At 64.4% G+C, this 15,323-nt stretch carries 13 protein-coding genes; 6 read left to right on the forward strand and 7 right to left on the reverse strand.

Annotated features, from left to right (window positions below):
- Positions 1-68: 68 nt before the first annotated feature.
- The 4 genes from bcp to AB0T83_RS06110 all read left to right on the forward strand — a co-directional run bounded on the left by bcp (position 69) and on the right by AB0T83_RS06110 (position 3,355).
- Positions 69-536 carry a thioredoxin-dependent thiol peroxidase gene (gene bcp, locus AB0T83_RS06095; RefSeq protein ID WP_366192239.1) on the forward strand — a complete coding sequence of 156 codons (468 nt, stop codon included), beginning with the start codon at positions 69-71 and terminating at the stop codon, positions 534-536.
- Positions 533-1,369, forward strand: a complete 837-nt coding sequence (locus AB0T83_RS06100) for a ferritin-like domain-containing protein (protein WP_366192154.1) — start codon at positions 533-535, stop codon at positions 1,367-1,369. Before bcp ends, AB0T83_RS06100 begins: the two co-directional genes overlap by 4 nt.
- 149 nt (positions 1,370-1,518) lie before the next feature.
- Entirely contained in the window at positions 1,519-2,853 is a 1,335-nt protein-coding gene (locus tag AB0T83_RS06105) for a DUF5930 domain-containing protein (protein ID WP_366192155.1), read from the forward strand.
- Complete coding sequence (locus tag AB0T83_RS06110) at positions 2,843-3,355, forward strand: bactofilin family protein (protein ID WP_366192156.1); 513 nt, start codon at positions 2,843-2,845, stop codon at positions 3,353-3,355. The genes AB0T83_RS06105 and AB0T83_RS06110 overlap by 11 nt, the downstream gene beginning before the upstream one ends.
- 75 nt (positions 3,356-3,430) lie before the next feature.
- On the opposite strand, the gene AB0T83_RS06115 is transcribed toward AB0T83_RS06110, so the two are convergent.
- From AB0T83_RS06115 to AB0T83_RS06130, 4 genes are all read right to left on the reverse strand, one after another.
- On the reverse strand, positions 3,431-4,213 hold the full coding sequence (locus AB0T83_RS06115) for a DUF2189 domain-containing protein (protein ID WP_366192157.1): 783 nt from the start codon (positions 4,211-4,213) through the stop codon (positions 3,431-3,433).
- 96 nt (positions 4,214-4,309) lie between these two features.
- On the reverse strand, positions 4,310-5,437 hold the full coding sequence (prfB, locus tag AB0T83_RS06120; protein ID WP_366192158.1) for a peptide chain release factor 2: 1,128 nt from the start codon (positions 5,435-5,437) through the stop codon (positions 4,310-4,312).
- A gap of 93 nt (positions 5,438-5,530) precedes the next feature.
- Positions 5,531-8,050, reverse strand: coding sequence for a penicillin-binding protein 1A (locus tag AB0T83_RS06125; protein WP_366192159.1), 2,520 nt, complete (start codon positions 8,048-8,050; stop codon positions 5,531-5,533).
- A 61-nt stretch (positions 8,051-8,111) separates the two neighbouring features.
- Positions 8,112-9,266, reverse strand: coding sequence for a pyridoxal phosphate-dependent aminotransferase (locus AB0T83_RS06130; protein ID WP_366192160.1), 1,155 nt, complete (start codon positions 9,264-9,266; stop codon positions 8,112-8,114).
- Between the two features lie 54 nt (positions 9,267-9,320).
- Here AB0T83_RS06130 and AB0T83_RS06135 point away from each other — a divergent pair, with 54 nt between their 5' ends.
- The gene (locus AB0T83_RS06135) at positions 9,321-10,667 is read left to right on the forward strand and encodes a M48 family metalloprotease (protein WP_366192161.1); all 1,347 of its coding nucleotides are present in this window, start codon (positions 9,321-9,323) and stop codon (positions 10,665-10,667) included.
- Between the two features lie 3 nt (positions 10,668-10,670).
- Positions 10,671-11,426, forward strand: coding sequence for a DsbA family protein (locus AB0T83_RS06140; protein WP_366192162.1), 756 nt, complete (start codon positions 10,671-10,673; stop codon positions 11,424-11,426).
- A 7-nt stretch (positions 11,427-11,433) separates the two neighbouring features.
- On the opposite strand, the gene ispG is transcribed toward AB0T83_RS06140, so the two are convergent.
- The 3 genes from ispG to hemA form a co-directional block, all read right to left on the reverse strand.
- A complete protein-coding gene (ispG, locus tag AB0T83_RS06145) occupies positions 11,434-12,567 on the reverse strand; it encodes a flavodoxin-dependent (E)-4-hydroxy-3-methylbut-2-enyl-diphosphate synthase (protein ID WP_366192163.1) in 1,134 nt (377 codons plus the stop codon).
- A gap of 79 nt (positions 12,568-12,646) precedes the next feature.
- On the reverse strand, positions 12,647-13,846 hold the full coding sequence (locus AB0T83_RS06150) for a helix-turn-helix domain-containing protein (protein WP_366192164.1): 1,200 nt from the start codon (positions 13,844-13,846) through the stop codon (positions 12,647-12,649).
- 194 nt (positions 13,847-14,040) lie between these two features.
- On the reverse strand, positions 14,041-15,264 hold the full coding sequence (gene hemA, locus AB0T83_RS06155) for a 5-aminolevulinate synthase (protein ID WP_366192240.1): 1,224 nt from the start codon (positions 15,262-15,264) through the stop codon (positions 14,041-14,043).
- Positions 15,265-15,323 lie beyond the last annotated feature (59 nt).

Genomic DNA, 15,323 nt, shown 5'->3' on the forward strand with positions numbered 1-15,323 from the left:
TGCCGCTGGACATTGCCGCAGGCGTTCTAGACTAACGGGCTGAACTGTTGAAACCGGAAGGAAACCCGATGATCGAGACCGGCCAGACCGCCCCGGATTTTACCCTGCCCCAGGACGGCGGCGCGGATGTGACCCTGTCGAAATTGCAGCCCAAGACGGTGGTTCTGTATTTCTACCCGCGCGACGATACCAGCGGCTGCACCAAGCAAGCCATCGGCTTTACCGAGCAACTGGCCGAGTTCGAAGCGGCGGGCGCCGTGGTGCTGGGGGTGTCCAAGGATACCGTCGCCAAGCATGGCAAATTCCGTGCCAAGCATGATCTGGGCGTGCATCTGCTGTCAGACGCCGAAAGCGATGTCTGCGAGCAATACGGCGTCTGGGTCGAGAAATCCATGTATGGCCGCAAATACATGGGCATCGAACGCGCCACTTTCCTGATCGACGGCACCGGCACGGTGCAGCAGATCTGGCGCAAGGTGAAGGTGCCGGGCCATGTCGAGGCCGTGCTGGACGCGGTGCGCGCACTCGGATCATGACCGACACGTTCGACCCGCCCGGCACCGTCGCCGACTGCGCCCTGGCGGTGCTGACCTGCGCCGATGGCCGTCGCAAGGCGGCCATGACGCGCGATTACGCCGCCCATTGGCGGGCGGCGCGCGATGCGGGCACACCGATGCCCATGGGCCGCGCCAACCCGCCGCTGCGCCCGGCCCGGCCCGAGAAACCAGAACTGCTGTCGCCGCGCGATGTGCCGCGCCGCCGACCGGGATCTGCGGAAGGGCGCATCGCGATTCTGCACGCCATCGCGCATATCGAGTTGAACGCCGTCGATCTGCACTGGGACATCCTTGCCCGCTTTGCCGACACCCCCATGCCGCCGGGCTTCGCCGAGGATTGGGTCCGCGCCGCCGACGAGGAGGCCAAGCATTTCAATCTGGTCTGCGACCGGCTGGAGGCCATGGGCAGCACCTATGGCGCCCTGCCCGCCCATGCTGGCATGTGGCGCGCCGCCGAGGATACGGCAGATGACCTGATGGGACGGCTGGCCGTGGTGCCCATGGTGCTGGAAGCCCGCGGTCTGGACGTGACACCGGGCATGATCGAGATATTCCGCAAGGCCAAGGATCCCGAGACCGTCGCGGCGCTGGACGTCATCTACGCCGAGGAAGTTGGCCATGTCGCCTATGGCTCGAAATGGTTCCATTTCCTGTGCGGCCGCGCCGACAGCGATCCCAAGCAGGTTTTTCACCATCTGGTCCGGCGCTATTTCCACGGCGCCCTGAAACCGCCCTTCAACGAGGAAAAGCGCGCCGAGGCTGGCATCCCGCCAGACTTCTATTGGCCGCTGGCCGAGGGCGCCGACCGCTAGAATCAGCGGATTTTTGCCGGTTTTGGGGCAGCAATGATGCCCCATCGCCGCGACAGTTTCATTTTCTTGTCAAAACGCCCGGTCCGCGCTAACGCATCCTCGTGACTACGCGTGGCGGATGATCCGCCCAACAAGAACAGAGGCGCTTCGTGACGACCCGCACCGGCACCGAAAGACAATCGCTGCTTCACCGGATCTTCCCGGAAAAGCGCATCTTCGTAAAATCGGACAATGGCACCCGCTTCGTTCGGCTGGGACCGCGTCACCATCTTGTGGCCCTGTTCGGCGGCACTGCCATCGTGCTGTGGTCGGTGACGGCCACGTCGTTTCTGGTCATCGACCTTGTGAAGGGCAGCGGCGAACGCCAGCAGGCCGCGCAGGAAAAGGCCGTCTACGAGACGCGCCTGAACGCCATGGCCGAAGAGCGCGACACCTATCGACTGGCAGCCCTTGAGGCACAGGCCAATTTCACCCGCGCGCTGGACGAGATCGGCAATTTCCAGGACACAATCTTCGATGCGGCCCTCAGCCGTCAGGAATACGCCGCGCGCCAGGACGCCCTGCGTCGCCTGCTGCGGGATTCGCTGACCGAACGCGATCTGCTGCAGGCCCGTCTCGACACGCTGACCGCCGACTCCGGCGATGCCACATTGGCCGACCTGGATCGCAGCCGGGCCGAGGCCGAACGCACCGTTGCCTTCCTGACCCGCGCCCTTGGCCGCACCGCCGAGGATCGCGACCGTCTTGAAGCCGAGGCCGATGCGGCGCGCGTGCAACTGGCCGCGATCAGCAACGACCTGGACACCCGCAACCGCGCCAACGAGCGGATCTTCTCGCAACTGGAAGAAGCCGTGGTGTTGGCGATGGAACCGCTGGGCAAGATGTTCACCGAGGTCGGCCTGCCGCCGTCGGCGATCCTGCGCCAGATGCGCGACCAGTATTCCGGCCAGGGTGGACCGCTGACCCCGATTTCCCTGTCCACGAAGAGTTACGACAGCGATCCGGACTCGCAGCGCGCCGAGGCGATCCTCGCCCATATGGACGAACTGAACCTGTACCGCATGGCCGCCGACAAGGTGCCCTTCGCAGAGCCGGTTTCCGCCGCCGTGCGCCGCACCTCGGGCTTCGGCTATCGCCGCGATCCGATCAAGGGCGGCACGCGTCTGCACGCGGGCATGGATTGGGCCGGGGCCTATGGCACCACCGTCAATGCCACCGCCGAGGGGGTTGTGACCCAAGCGGGCTGGCAATCGGGCTATGGCCGGATGGTGACCATCTCGCACGACTTCGGCATTGAAACCCGCTATGCGCATCTGTCCAAAATCACGGTGAAGAAGGGCCAAAGGGTCTCGCGCGGGGACAAGATCGGTGCTATGGGGAATTCCGGCCGGTCCACCGGCACGCATCTGCATTACGAAGTGCGCGACAGTGGCACACCGGTCAATCCGATGAAGTATATCAAGGCTGGACGCGATGTTTTCTAAGAACAGGACACCTGAAACGGGACAAAAGCCGGGCGAGACCGACAAGACACCGGACCCGCGCCCGACTGCGGCACCGCAGCCCCCGACCGGCGCAACGCCCGCCCCGGCCCCGCGCGCCAAACCGCCGGCATCGGTGCTGTCCAGCGATCTGACCATCACCGGCAACATCCGCACCAGTGGCGACGTTCAGGTGGAAGGCCAGATCGAAGGCGACATTCACGCGCATCTGCTGACCGTCGGCGAAACCGCCACCATCAACGGCGAAGTCGTGGCCGATGACATCGTGGTCAATGGCCATGTGATCGGACGCGTGCGCGGCCTGAAAGTGCGGCTGACCTCGACCGCCAAGGTTGAAGGCGACATCATTCACAAGACCATCGCGATCGAGAGCGGCGCCCATTTCGAAGGCTCGGTTCAGCGCAAGGAAGACCCGCTGAACGAAGGCAAGGGCCAGCAGCGCCCCGTCCCGCAGAAACAGCAGGCGCCTGTCGCCGAGGGCTGAGCCGCAGCACACAGCGTGAGACAGCAAAGCGGGCCTTGGGCCCGCTTTTTTCGTGGCAGATGCAGGGGGCGAAACTCAGCCGCCGGGATGCACCAGAACCCGGCGATACAGATGCCACGTGGCATGGCCCAGCACCGGCAGCACCACGAACAGCCCCAGGAACGCCGGGATCATTGCCAGAAGCACCAGCCCGGCGATCATCGCCGCCCAGGCCAGGCTGACCGGAATATTCTCCTGCACCGCCCTGAAGCTGAGCAGCATGGCGGTCATGAAATCGATCTCCTTCTCCAGCAGCAGCGGCAGGCTGAAGGCCGTCAGACCGAACAGGATGAACGCCAGCACACCGCCCACAAGCAGTTCGATGGCGATCATGGTCAGTCCGTTTGTCGTGAAGAACGCCTCGTAAGAGCTTGAAATATTTGTCATCACAGACAGCCCCATGAAGAGGGCAAAGATCATGTGCGCCAGAAACGTATAGAACAGGAAGTAGACCACGATGATCGCCCCGGCCCAGGGGATCTGCCGATCCTTCTCGCGCCAGACCGCGCCGAATATCTGGTTGGGATCCAGCGGGCGATTGTCTTCCAGCCGCCAGCTGACCTCGTACAGCCCCACCGCCACGAAGGGCGCGAGAATGGGAAAGCCAAGGGCGAGGATCACCGTACTCCAGACAAAACCGCTGGACACGAAGGCAAGGAACAGCCCGCCCAGCACATAGACCGCGCTGAAGATCAGCCCATAGGTCGGCGCGCGGCGGAAGTCGTGCCAGCCCAGCACCAGAACCTCGCGCAGATCGGACATTGTGATCCGGGCGATCTTGGGGATCGGGGACGCATCGGGGGCGGTTGTATCGGTCATCGCTGGGCCTCCTCCTTGCTCAGACGAGGCTTCAAGAATGCCGAATTGCAGATGTTTGGCAATCGCAAAACACCTTGCAACCGCAGGGCGACACGATCAGGTGTCCGATTGCGCCTCGGAGCGGCTTTTGCCGGATACATTCATCGCCAAAGTGGCTGCCATGAACTTGTCCAGATCGCCGTCCAGCACGCCTTGGGTGTCCGAGGTTTCCACGTTGGTGCGCAGATCCTTGACCATCTGATAGGGCTGCAAAACGTATGAGCGGATCTGGTTTCCCCAGCCCGCGTCGCCCTTGTTCTCATGCGCCTCCTGGATCGAGGCATTCCGGCGGTCCAGCTCCATCTGGTACAAGCGCGATTTCAGGGCCTTCATGGCAATGTCGCGGTTCTGGTGCTGGGATTTCTCGGAACTGGTTACGACGATGCCGGTGGGCAGGTGGGTGATCCGCACGGCGGAATCCGTGGTGTTGACGTGCTGACCGCCCGCACCCGACGACCGATAGGTGTCCAGCCGGATGTCCGAGGGGTTCACCTCGATCTCGATATTGTCGTCCACCACCGGATAGACCCAGACCGAGCTGAACGAGGTGTGCCTCCGCGCCGCGCTGTCATAGGGCGAGATGCGCACCAGCCGGTGCACGCCGCTTTCGGACTTCAGCCAGCCATAGGCATTGGGGCCGCTGATCTTGTAGGCCGCCGACTTGATGCCCGCTTCTTCGCCGGCGCTTTCCGATTGCAACTCCACGGTGTAGCCGTGCTTTTCGGCCCAGCGGACATACATCCGCGCCAGCATCGACGCCCAATCGCAGCTTTCGGTGCCGCCGGCGCCAGAGTTGATTTCCAGGAAGGTGTCGTTGCCGTCGGCCTCGCCGTCCAGCAGCGCCTCGAGCTCTTTCTGGGCGGCGGTTTCGGCCAGCGCCTTGAGCGCAGTCTCGGCCTCGGCCACGACCTCGGCGTCGTCTTCCATCTCGCCTAATTCGATCAACTCGACGTTGTCGGACAGCTCCTGCTTGATGGTCTTGTAGGTGTCCATGGCATCGACCAGCATCTGGCGGTCGCGCATCAGCTTCTGCGCCCGTGTGGGATCGTTCCACAGGTCGGGATCTTCGGCCATGGCGTTGAATTCTTCCAGGCGGTGCGGCGCTGTCTCCCAGTCCAACCGCTGCGCCAGCAGGTTCAACGATTTCTCGACCTCGGCCACGATGTTCTGAATTTCCGCGCGCATAGCTGTTTTGTCCGTCCTGCATCGGCGGGCGTTTCCCGCGTTGGAAGGCTGGTTATATCAGCGGCGCGGCCACTGGCAAGGGAGCCGGGCGGTTCAGTAGAGCCCGCCCGAACTGATGGTGCCGAAGCCCGCTTTTTGCGGGATCTTCTTGACCTCTCCGGTCGAGGTGGTGACCTCGGTGGCACTCAGCGCTTCGTCCCGCGAGAATAGCGGCAGGTTGCCGCCCATGGCAAAACCGCCATCCACCGCGTAGCCGAACACCGGATCGACGCCATCGCGGAAGTATTCGGCCACCACATTGGCGCCAGTGGCTGTGTCGGGCAGACGCTGGCCGGTGACCCGGTCGATCTTCAGGAAATAGCCGCCGGGCGGCACTTCGAACGGGCCGCCGCCATAGACCTTCACGGCTTCCTGCATGAATTCGTTGAACACCGGCCCGCACATGCCGCCGCCCGAGGCCCCGCGCCCCAGCGAGCGTGGATTGTCATGGCCCATGTAACAGCCCGCCACGATGTTCGAAGTGAAGCCCACGAACCAGACGTCCTTTTCATCGTTGGTGGTGCCGGTCTTGCCCGCCGTGGGCACCGGCAGGTTCACCGTGCGCGCCGCCGTGCCGCGCTCGACCACCCCCTGCATCATCGAGGTGATCTGATAGGCCGTGATCGGATCCATGACCTGTTCGCGGTCCGACACGATCTTGGGTGACAGGCCCGCCGGCACCACCAGGCTGTCACAGTCCAGGCACTGGCGCTGGTCGTGGCGATAGATGGTGCGGCCGAAGCGATCTTGAATGCGGTCCACCAGCGTCGGCTCGACCCGCTCACCGCCATTGGCGAACATGGCATAGGCCGCGACCATGCGGTACAGCGTGGTTTCCTCGGACCCCAGCGAGTTCGCCAGATAGGGTTTCATGTCGTCATAGACACCGAAGGCCTCGGCATGTTCGGCCACCTTGTTCATGCCCACGGCCTGCGCCAGACGGATGGTCATCAGGTTCCGCGACCGTTCGATGCCGGTGCGCAGCGGCGTCGGGCCGTAGAACTTGTTGGAATAGTTCTTGGGCCGCCAGATCTCGCCGCCGATGTTCACCTCGATAGGCGCATCCACGACGATGGTGGCGGGGGTATAGCCGTTGTCGAGCGCTGTGGCATAGACGAAGGGCTTGAAGGACGACCCCGGCTGACGGGTTGCCTGCGTGGCCCGGTTGAACACGGATTTCTGGTAGCTGAAGCCGCCCTGCATGGCGATCACCCGACCGGTGTTCACGTCCATGGCCACGAAAGCGCCCTGGATCTCGGGGATCTGGCGCAGCGACCAATGGCTGATGCCGCCGTCGTCACCGACCACCGGCTTGACGTAGACCACCTCGCCCAGACGCAGCAGATCGTCGGGCACGCGCGGACGTGGCTGGCCTCGGCGCGCGGCCCAGGTCAGTTCGGACAGCGGGATGAAGTCGGTCTCGGAAACTTCCTGCCCCTCGACGCCGATGACCGCGCGGTCCTCGGTCAGCGACAGCACCACGGCCAGCGCCCAGCCGTCGATGTCGCGCGGCAGGTCGGCCTCTTCCAGCGAAATCCGCCAGTCGATCTCGTTCTCCAGCCGCTCGGGCGGGACGAACAGGTTGTTGCCACGATAGATGCCCCGGCTGCGGTCGTATTTCTCAAGCCCGCGCCGCAAGGCGGTAGAGGCATGGGCCTGCAAGTCGGGCTCCAGCGTCGAGCGCACGCTGAGACCGCCGGTGAAGAATTCGGCCTCGCCGAAATCGCGGCTCAACTGGCGGCGGATCTCGTCGGTGAAATAGTTGCGGGGCGGCAGCGAACGGCGGAAGCTCTCGTATTCCCCGCCCTGCACCGAGCGGATCGGCTGCGCCCTTGCCTCGGTATACTCGGCCTCGGTGATATGACCGTTTTCGTACATCTCGCGCAGCACGAAGTTGCGGCGGTCGGTGGCCCGCTCGCGCTCTCGCACCGGGTGGTAGGTCGAGGGCGCCTTGGGCAGGGCCGCCAGATAGGCCGCCTCTTCGATGGTCAGATCGCTGAGCTTCTTGTTGAAATAGGTCTGTGCCGCTGCCGCCACGCCATAGGAGTTCTGGCCGAGGTAGATCTCGTTCAGATAGAGTTCCAGGATCTGTTCCTTGCTCAGCGTCGCTTCCAGACGGGTGGCCAGGATCAGTTCCTTGATCTTGCGTTCCGCCGAGCGGTCCGAGGACAGCAGGAAGTTCTTCATCACCTGCTGGGTGATGGTCGATGCCCCGCGCAGCGCCCCGCCCTGTGCCATGCTCAGGGCCGCCGCCGCGATGCCCAAGGGGTCATAGCCGCCGTGGGTGTAGAAGTTCTTGTCTTCGGCCGAGATGAACGCCTCTTTCACCAGATCGGGGATTTCGGACGAGGCCGCGAACAACCGCCGCTCGTGCGCGAATTCGTCGATCAGCTCACCCTCGTCGGAATAGACCCGGCTGATGGTGGCGGGGGTGTATTGCGACAGCTGTTCGTGATTGGGCAGATCGCGCCCATACATCCAGAAGACGCCGCCGACAGCGAGCGCCGCCAGAACCGCGCCGATCGTCAGGAAGCTGAAGAACGCGCCGAAGATGCCAAGAATGAAGCGAAGCAAGGGGGACTCCCGAAGGCCTGTTTGCGCCGTTCTATACGCCGGGCGCGCCCAGGGGTCAAAATCACATCTTGGCCAGCGCCGGTTGCCGGGCCGTGAAATCGGCCAGGCGTTCCAGCCCAAGCGCCATGTCCGATGTGGCCCCGGCATAGGAAAAACGCAAGGTGTGATGGCCGCGTGCCGGGTCGAAATCCAGCCCCGGCGTCACCGCGACCCCGGTTTCGGACAGGATCCGCGCGGCAAAGGCGCGGCTGTCGTCGGTCAGATGCGACACGTCGGCGTAAATGTAGAAGGCCCCGTCGGGCGGTGCAAACCGGTCGAAACCGGCCTTCGGCAGCCCCTCCAGCAACAATTTTCGATTGGCGGCATAGACGGCGCGGTTGTCTTCCACCTCGGCCTCGCACCCCAGCGCGGCCAGTGCGGCCACCTGGCTGACATGAGGGGCGCAGATGAACATGTTCTGCGCCAATCGTTCGACGGTGCGCACATGATCCTCGGGCACCACCATCCAGCCGACGCGCCAGCCGGTCATCGAGAAATACTTGGAAAACGAGTTAATGACATAGGGCGCGCCCAGTTCCAGCGCCGAGACCGCCTGACCGTCATAGTGAAGCCCGTGATAGATCTCGTCCGAGATGAAGGCGATGTCATGGGCGTCGCAATGGTCCATCAGGGCGTGCAGATGCGGCGTATCCAGGATCGTCCCGGTGGGGTTGCCGGGCGAGGCCACGATCAGACCGTCCAGATCGGCGGGCACATCCTCGGGCCGCATGTGGTGGCCATGGGCGGCATCGGTGGGAATATCCACCGGCGTCAGGCCAAGCGCCTTCAGTATCTGCCGGTACGAAGGATAGCCGGGGGCCGCCACACCGACCCGCGCGCCGGTGTCAAACAGCGCGGTGAAGGTCAGAAGGAAAGCGCCCGACGAGCCCGAGGTGACGATGATCCGCGCGGGATCCAGATCGACCCCGTACCAGCGGCGGTACAGATCGGCGATGCCTTGCCGCAGGGCCGGCAGGCCAAGCGCCACGGTGTAACCCAGTGGATCGCCGTCCAGTTGCCGTGACAGGGCCGCACGCGCGCCACGGGGCGCAGGCGTGGCGGGCTGGCCGATCTCCATATGGATCACATGGCGGCCCTCTGCCTCCATGCGCGCGGCCTGCTGGGCCACGTCCATCACGATGAAGGGATCGACCGAACTGCGCCTTGAAGTTTTCATCAAACTCTCCCAAACCGGACCCACATGCGATTGCATCCGCGGAACCCGAGGTCAATGCTGACCCTGCTGCGTCGTACCGCCCTTGGCGGTGTTTTCACGGCGTTTTTGGCGATTCTGGCCAGTGGTCCGGCAATGGCACAAGGGCTGTTGCGCGACGCCGGCATGGAACATGCGCTGAACATCCTGGCCCGCCCGCTGCTGACCGCCGCCGGCCTGCCGGCCAACCGCACCAAGGTGATGGTGGTCAACGAGATGGGGCTGAACGCCTTTGTCGCCAACAGCCGCACCATTTTCATCAACGCCGGCCTGCTGCTGCGGATGCAGAATGCCGACCAATTGCAGGCGGTGATCGCGCATGAGGTCGCCCATATCGCCAACGGCCATTTTGCGCGGCGCGGCCTGAATGCCCAGGCGATGCAGCGCGCCACGGCCATCGGCGCCCTCGTCGGAGTGGCCGCAGGGGCCGCGTCCAACAATCCCGGCGCCGGGGCCGGTGTCATCATGGGCATTCATTCCTCGGCCCGGCGCACCCTGTTTGCCCACACCCGCGAGGAAGAAGCCGCCGCCGACAAATCCGGCCTGCGGTTTCTTGCGCGCGCCGGGATCGACCCGGTGGCCCTGGCAGAGGTGATGGAGCTGTTCAAGGGACAGGAAGACCTGTTGCCGGGGCGGCAGGATCCCTATGCCCGCACCCACCCGTTGTCCCGCGACCGGGTGCGCGCGATCCGCATGACGGTGGACGCTCTTTCACCGCTTGAGGTGGACCGGGGCGACGCCGAATACTGGTTCGGGCGCGCCAAGGCGCTGCTGTCGGCCTATCTGCGGTCGCCCAGCTATACGCTGACCCGCACCAAGGCCTCCGACACCTCGGATGCGGCGGCGATTGGCCGGGCCTTGGCCTATTACAAGAAATCCGACCTAGAAGCGGCGCGGGCACAGGTGGCGATACTTGTCGAACGCCGTCCCGACGATCCCTATGCGCAGGATCTCGGCGGCTGGATCGAGCTGGAATCGGGCCATGTGCAGCGCGCCATCGAGGCCTATGCCACCGCCGCCGAACTGGCCCCCCGGGAGCCGCTGATCCTTGCCGGTTATGGCCGCGCCCTGCTGGCCCAGAACACCAAGGCCGGCGATCTGGAGGCGCTGGAAGTTCTGGAAGAAGCGCGCGCGCGCGATCAATACGACACGCGGATGCTGCGCGACCTGTCGGTCGCCTATGCCCGCACTGGAAATCCGGGCATGGCCTCGCTGGCGACGGCAGAGCGCTATGCCCTATATGGACAGATTGAAGATGCGGCGATCCACGCCCACCGGGCCGCCGGCGCGCTGCCCACGGGATCGCCGGGATGGTCACGGGCGCAGGATGTGATCCATGCCGCCAATCAAAACAAACGGAGATAGCCCATGTTCCTGAGACACCTGCTTGCCCCGGCCCTTGCGGTCGCAGCCCTTGCCCTGCCGGCATCGGCGCTGGACCTGAAGGATCTGTCCGAGGCCGAGCGGACCGCGTTCCGCGCCGAGGTGCGCGCCTACCTGCTGGACAACCCGGAGGTGCTGATGGAGGCCATCGGCATTCTGGAACAGCGTCAGGCCGCCGAGCAGGCCCAAGCGGAACAGCAGATGATGTCCGGCCTTCAGGACGAGATCTATAACGACGGCTGGTCGTGGGAAGGCGGCAACCCCGACGGCGATATCACGCTGGTGGAATTCGTGGATTACCGCTGCGGTTACTGCCGCAAGGCCCATGACGAAGTGGCCGAACTGGTCTCCAGCGATGGCAACATCCGGCTGATCATGAAGGAATTCCCGATCCTGGGCGAAGACTCGCTGATGGCCTCGCGCTTTGCCATCGCCACCCGCATGATCCACGGCAACGACGCCTACAAGCGCGCCCATGACCGCCTGATCACCATGACCGGCGGCGTCAATGATGCGGCTCTCAGCCGTCTGGCCCGCGATCTGGATCTGGATCAGGAAGCGGTGATGGCGGCGATGAACGACGACAAGGTGGTGGAAGAACTGCGCGGCAACCGCGAACTGGCCCAGAAGCTGGAAATCTCGGGCACGCCGACCTTCATCCTTCAGGGCGATATGTTGCGCGGCTATGTTCCACTGGCCCAGATGCGGGACCTGGTGGCGCAGGCGCGCACCGCCGACTGACCCAAGTCTATTCGGCGGCGGCCTCTGTTGCGGCGGCCGCCGCGTCGATCTCGGCAGCCTTCGCTTCGACCTGTTCGACGATGTGGTCGATCATCTTGTCGTTGGACAGCTTGTGGCTTTGCTTGCCCGCCAGATAGACCATACCCGACCCGGCACCGCCGCCGGTAAAGCCGACGTCCGTCATCAGTGCCTCGCCCGGCCCGTTCACCACGCAGCCGATGATCGACAGGCTCATGGGCGTCTTGATGTGCTCCAGCCGCTGTTCCAGGATCTCGACAGTCTTGATGACATCGAACCCCTGCCGTGCGCAGGACGGGCACGAGATGATGTTGACGCCCCGGTGCCGAAGGCCCAGCGACTTCAGGATCTCAAAACCGACGCGCACCTCTTCCACGGGGTCGGCGGACAGGCTGACACGCAGGGTATCGCCGATCCCGGCCCACAGCAGATTACCCAGCCCGATCGAGGATTTGACGGTGCCCGCGTTCAGGGTGCCCGCTTCGGTGATGCCCAGGTGTATCGGGGCGTCAGTCGCCTCGGCAATGCCCTGGTACGCGGCGGCGGCCAGGAAGACGTCCGAGGCTTTCACCGAAATCTTGAATTCGTGAAAGTCGTTGTCTTGCAGGATGCGGATATGCTCCATCCCGGATTCCACCATCGCCTCGGGACAGGGTTCGCCATATTTTTCCAGCAGGTGCTTTTCCAGCGAGCCTGCATTGACCCCGATGCGGATCGAGCAGCCGTGGTCGCGGGCAGCCTTGATAACCTCGCGCACGCGGGTGGCGTCGCCGATGTTGCCGGGATTGATCCGCAGGCAGGCGGCCCCGGCCTCGGCGGCCTCGATGGCGCGCTTGTAGTGGAAATGGATGTCGGCGACGATGGGCACCGGGCTTTCTGCCACGATGTCTTTCAGGGCGCGGGTGGCGGCCTCATCCGGGGTCGAGATGCGCACGATGTCCGCCCCGGCCTCGGCGCAGGCCAGCACCTGGGCAACCGTGGCCTTCACGTCCGACGTGTCGGTGTTGGTCATGGTCTGGACGCTGATCGGCGCGTCGCCGCCCACCGGCACCTTGCCCACGTGGATCTGGCGCGACCTGCGCCGGTCGATGTTGCGCCAGGGGCGGATGGGATTGTGCGACATGGGGGGCGTCCGTTGCTGCGATCCGGTTGCGTGACAGATAGCCCCGTGGTGCCGACGCTGCAACCGTGGTCGGCGTGACCTACTCGATGGGGCTGGCTTCGGGCACGATCACAAGTTCGGCCAGGCGCGCGAGTTCCGGGTCCGCCTTCAGATCGGCGACCTGGTAAGAGGTGCTCAGCGCCTCGGCCGACAGCACCACGTTCTTGGCCACCGAGGTGCCGGGTCCGGCCGGACCCAGCGTTTCACCGTTGACCGCGAAGTACACCGAGCCGGAATTGCCGGCCCGAAGGGTCGGCGGTTCTTCGGTGGCGGGCAGGACGAAACGCTCCCCCTGCTCCATGATCTTTTCCAGCAGCACGCTGCCATCGGCGGCGCGGACCCGCACCCAGGCCGGGCGGCGGGCAAACAGCACCAGTTCCGGTGCGGCCTGCGCCACGACCTGAACTTCCGGTTCGGCAATCGCATCCACCTCGGGCGCGACCTCGGGGAATGCGGCCACCAGCAGCGGGCTTTCGAACTTCGGCGCATAGACGCCCTGGGCATCCGGGTCGAGCATGGCGATGGGACCGTCCCGCGGCACCAGTACCGGGGTGTCCAGCGCCTTGGGGCGATACAGACGCTCCAGCGCAGCCGGAGTGGGCGCGGCATTGTCGATGGCCAGCCCCACGCCTTCGACCGCTTCGGTGGGCGACAGCGCCACGGTCAGCGGCGTTTCGACCGGGGTCAGGGTAACACGCTGGATTTCCTGTAGAAGCGACCAGCCGCCATAGCCCAGACCCGCCACCAGCAGGCACAGCACGGCCAGCGAGCCGATGGCGCTGGCCTGCAAACCGTGGAAAGGGCCGTGGGTCGGCGCGGAACTGATCGGGCTGCGCGACAACACGTCGTCGCCCACGCTGGAGGTCTTGCGCCGCGCCGGACGCGTGCCCCCGCGGGCTGTCTTGGTATAGACCTGCGCCTCAAGCCCCGCCACATGGGAAAACCCGCTTTCCTCGCAGAAGCGCTGGTAGACCCAATCGGCATTCATACCCAGGTAGCGCGCGTAGGCGCGGACATATCCGTTGATGAAGCCCGGCGTTTCGAAGACGGACAGATCGGTATCCTCGATCCCGGCGATGTATTCCGCCTTGATCTTGATATCACGCTGAACGTCCAGCAGGGACTTGCCCAGCGTGGCCCGTTCTCCGCGCATGATGTCGCCCAAGGTCAGTTCGAAATCGTCGAAGCTCTTCAGCTTGACGTTCTCGGTCTGTCCGGGTTCGTGACTACGCCCCGTCATGGAATAATCCTGTCTGCCCTGCCCGTATCCCCGTCGCATCCCCGCGATTCGATGCGCAAGGTTTGCTGCCAAAGTCGTAGCACAATGCGCTGATAAGCGCACGCACCATCCCATCTGTGACTTAACGAGACATAAAGGATCCCGGCAGGACCTGTCGGTCACACCGGGGCCGTTTCAGGGCTGGAGGGGTGAAATCAGGCCGAGAGCGACTCGCGGCTCAGTGCACAATGCGACCACAGTTTGTCGAGCGCCCTGACCAGCCGATCCAGATCGTCGGGCCCGTGCACCGGCGACGGGGTGAACCGCAGACGCTCGGTGCCGCGCGGCACGGTGGGGAAGTTGATCGGCTGCACGTAGATGCCGTCGTCCTGCAACAGGCGATCCGAAATCATCTTGCATTTCACGGGGTTGCCAACCGGAACGGGCACGATGTGCGAGCCGAAGTCAATCAGCGGCAGGCCGATACCTTTAAGACGGGTCTTCAGGATATGGGCTTGCGTCTGATGCCGGGCACGCAGGCTCTGATCCTCTTTCAGGAAGCGGATCGACGCGGCGGCCCCGGCGGCGATGGCTGGCGGGATCGAGGTGGTGAAGATGAAACCGGGCGCATAGGAGCGGATCGCATCCACCATCCGGGCCGAGGCGGAAATATATCCGCCCATGACGCCATAGGCCTTGCCCAGCGTGCCGTTGATGATGTCGATCCGATCGGCCAGCCCGTCGCGTTCGGCCACACCGGCGCCGCGCGGCCCGTACAGGCCGACGGCGTGCACCTCGTCCAGATAGGTCAGGGCGTTGAATTCATCGGCCAGGTCGCAGATCTCGCGGATCGGACCGAAATCGCCGTCCATCGAGTAGACGGACTCGAAGGCGATGAGCTTGGGCGCCGAGAGATCGAGCCCCTCGAGGATCTCGCGCAGATGCGCCACGTCGTTGTGCCGGAAGATCTTCTTCTCGCACCGGCCGTGCTTGATGCCTTCGATCATCGAGGCGTGGTTCAACTCGTCCGAAACGATGATCAGGCCGGGGAACAGCTTGGGCAGGGTCGAAAGCGTTGCTTCGTTGGCGATATAGGCCGAGGTAAACACCAGCGCGGCTTCCTTGCGGTGCAGATCGGCCAGTTCGGCTTCAAGACGGCGATGATAGACCGTGGTGCCCGAGATGTTGCGCGTACCGCCCGACCCTGCGCCGGTGGCGTCCACCGCCTCGTGCATGGCGGCCAGAACCGCCGGATGCTGGCCCATGCCAAGATAGTCATTGCCACACCACACGGTGATGTCCTGCTGGGTGCCATCGGGGCGAGTCCAGACCGCGTGAGGGAAATGACCGTTGCGGCGTTCGATGTCGATGAAGGTCCGGTAGCGTCCCTCGTCGTGCAATTTCTGGATCGCCGCATCGATCTTGGCAGAGTAATCCAACGTGTCTTCCTCCAACATGGTGGACATGTTCTGTCCGGGCCCGCAGGCGGGCTATCGCG

The sequence above is a fragment of the Meridianimarinicoccus marinus genome (assembly GCF_040689105.1).
GTDB lineage: Bacteria > Pseudomonadota > Alphaproteobacteria > Rhodobacterales > Rhodobacteraceae > Meridianimarinicoccus > Meridianimarinicoccus marinus.

Excerpts from the sequence above, each read along its gene's own strand:
- AB0T83_RS06115 (WP_366192157.1), bottom strand. The coding sequence starts at position 4,213 with ATGACCGATACAACCGCCCCCGATGCGTCCCCGATCCCCAAGATCGCC.
- AB0T83_RS06130 (WP_366192160.1), bottom strand. The coding sequence starts at position 9,266 with ATGAAAACTTCAAGGCGCAGTTCGGTCGATCCCTTCATCGTGATGGAC.
- AB0T83_RS06110 (WP_366192156.1), top strand. The coding sequence starts at position 2,843 with ATGTTTTCTAAGAACAGGACACCTGAAACGGGACAAAAGCCGGGCGAG.
- prfB (WP_366192158.1), bottom strand. The coding sequence starts at position 5,437 with ATGCGCGCGGAAATTCAGAACATCGTGGCCGAGGTCGAGAAATCGTTG.
- AB0T83_RS06100 (WP_366192154.1), top strand. The coding sequence starts at position 533 with ATGACCGACACGTTCGACCCGCCCGGCACCGTCGCCGACTGCGCCCTG.
- ispG (WP_366192163.1), bottom strand. The coding sequence starts at position 12,567 with ATGTCGCACAATCCCATCCGCCCCTGGCGCAACATCGACCGGCGCAGG.
- AB0T83_RS06140 (WP_366192162.1), top strand. The coding sequence starts at position 10,671 with ATGTTCCTGAGACACCTGCTTGCCCCGGCCCTTGCGGTCGCAGCCCTT.
- AB0T83_RS06135 (WP_366192161.1), top strand. The coding sequence starts at position 9,321 with ATGCTGACCCTGCTGCGTCGTACCGCCCTTGGCGGTGTTTTCACGGCG.
- AB0T83_RS06150 (WP_366192164.1), bottom strand. The coding sequence starts at position 13,846 with ATGACGGGGCGTAGTCACGAACCCGGACAGACCGAGAACGTCAAGCTG.
- bcp (WP_366192239.1), top strand. The coding sequence starts at position 69 with ATGATCGAGACCGGCCAGACCGCCCCGGATTTTACCCTGCCCCAGGAC.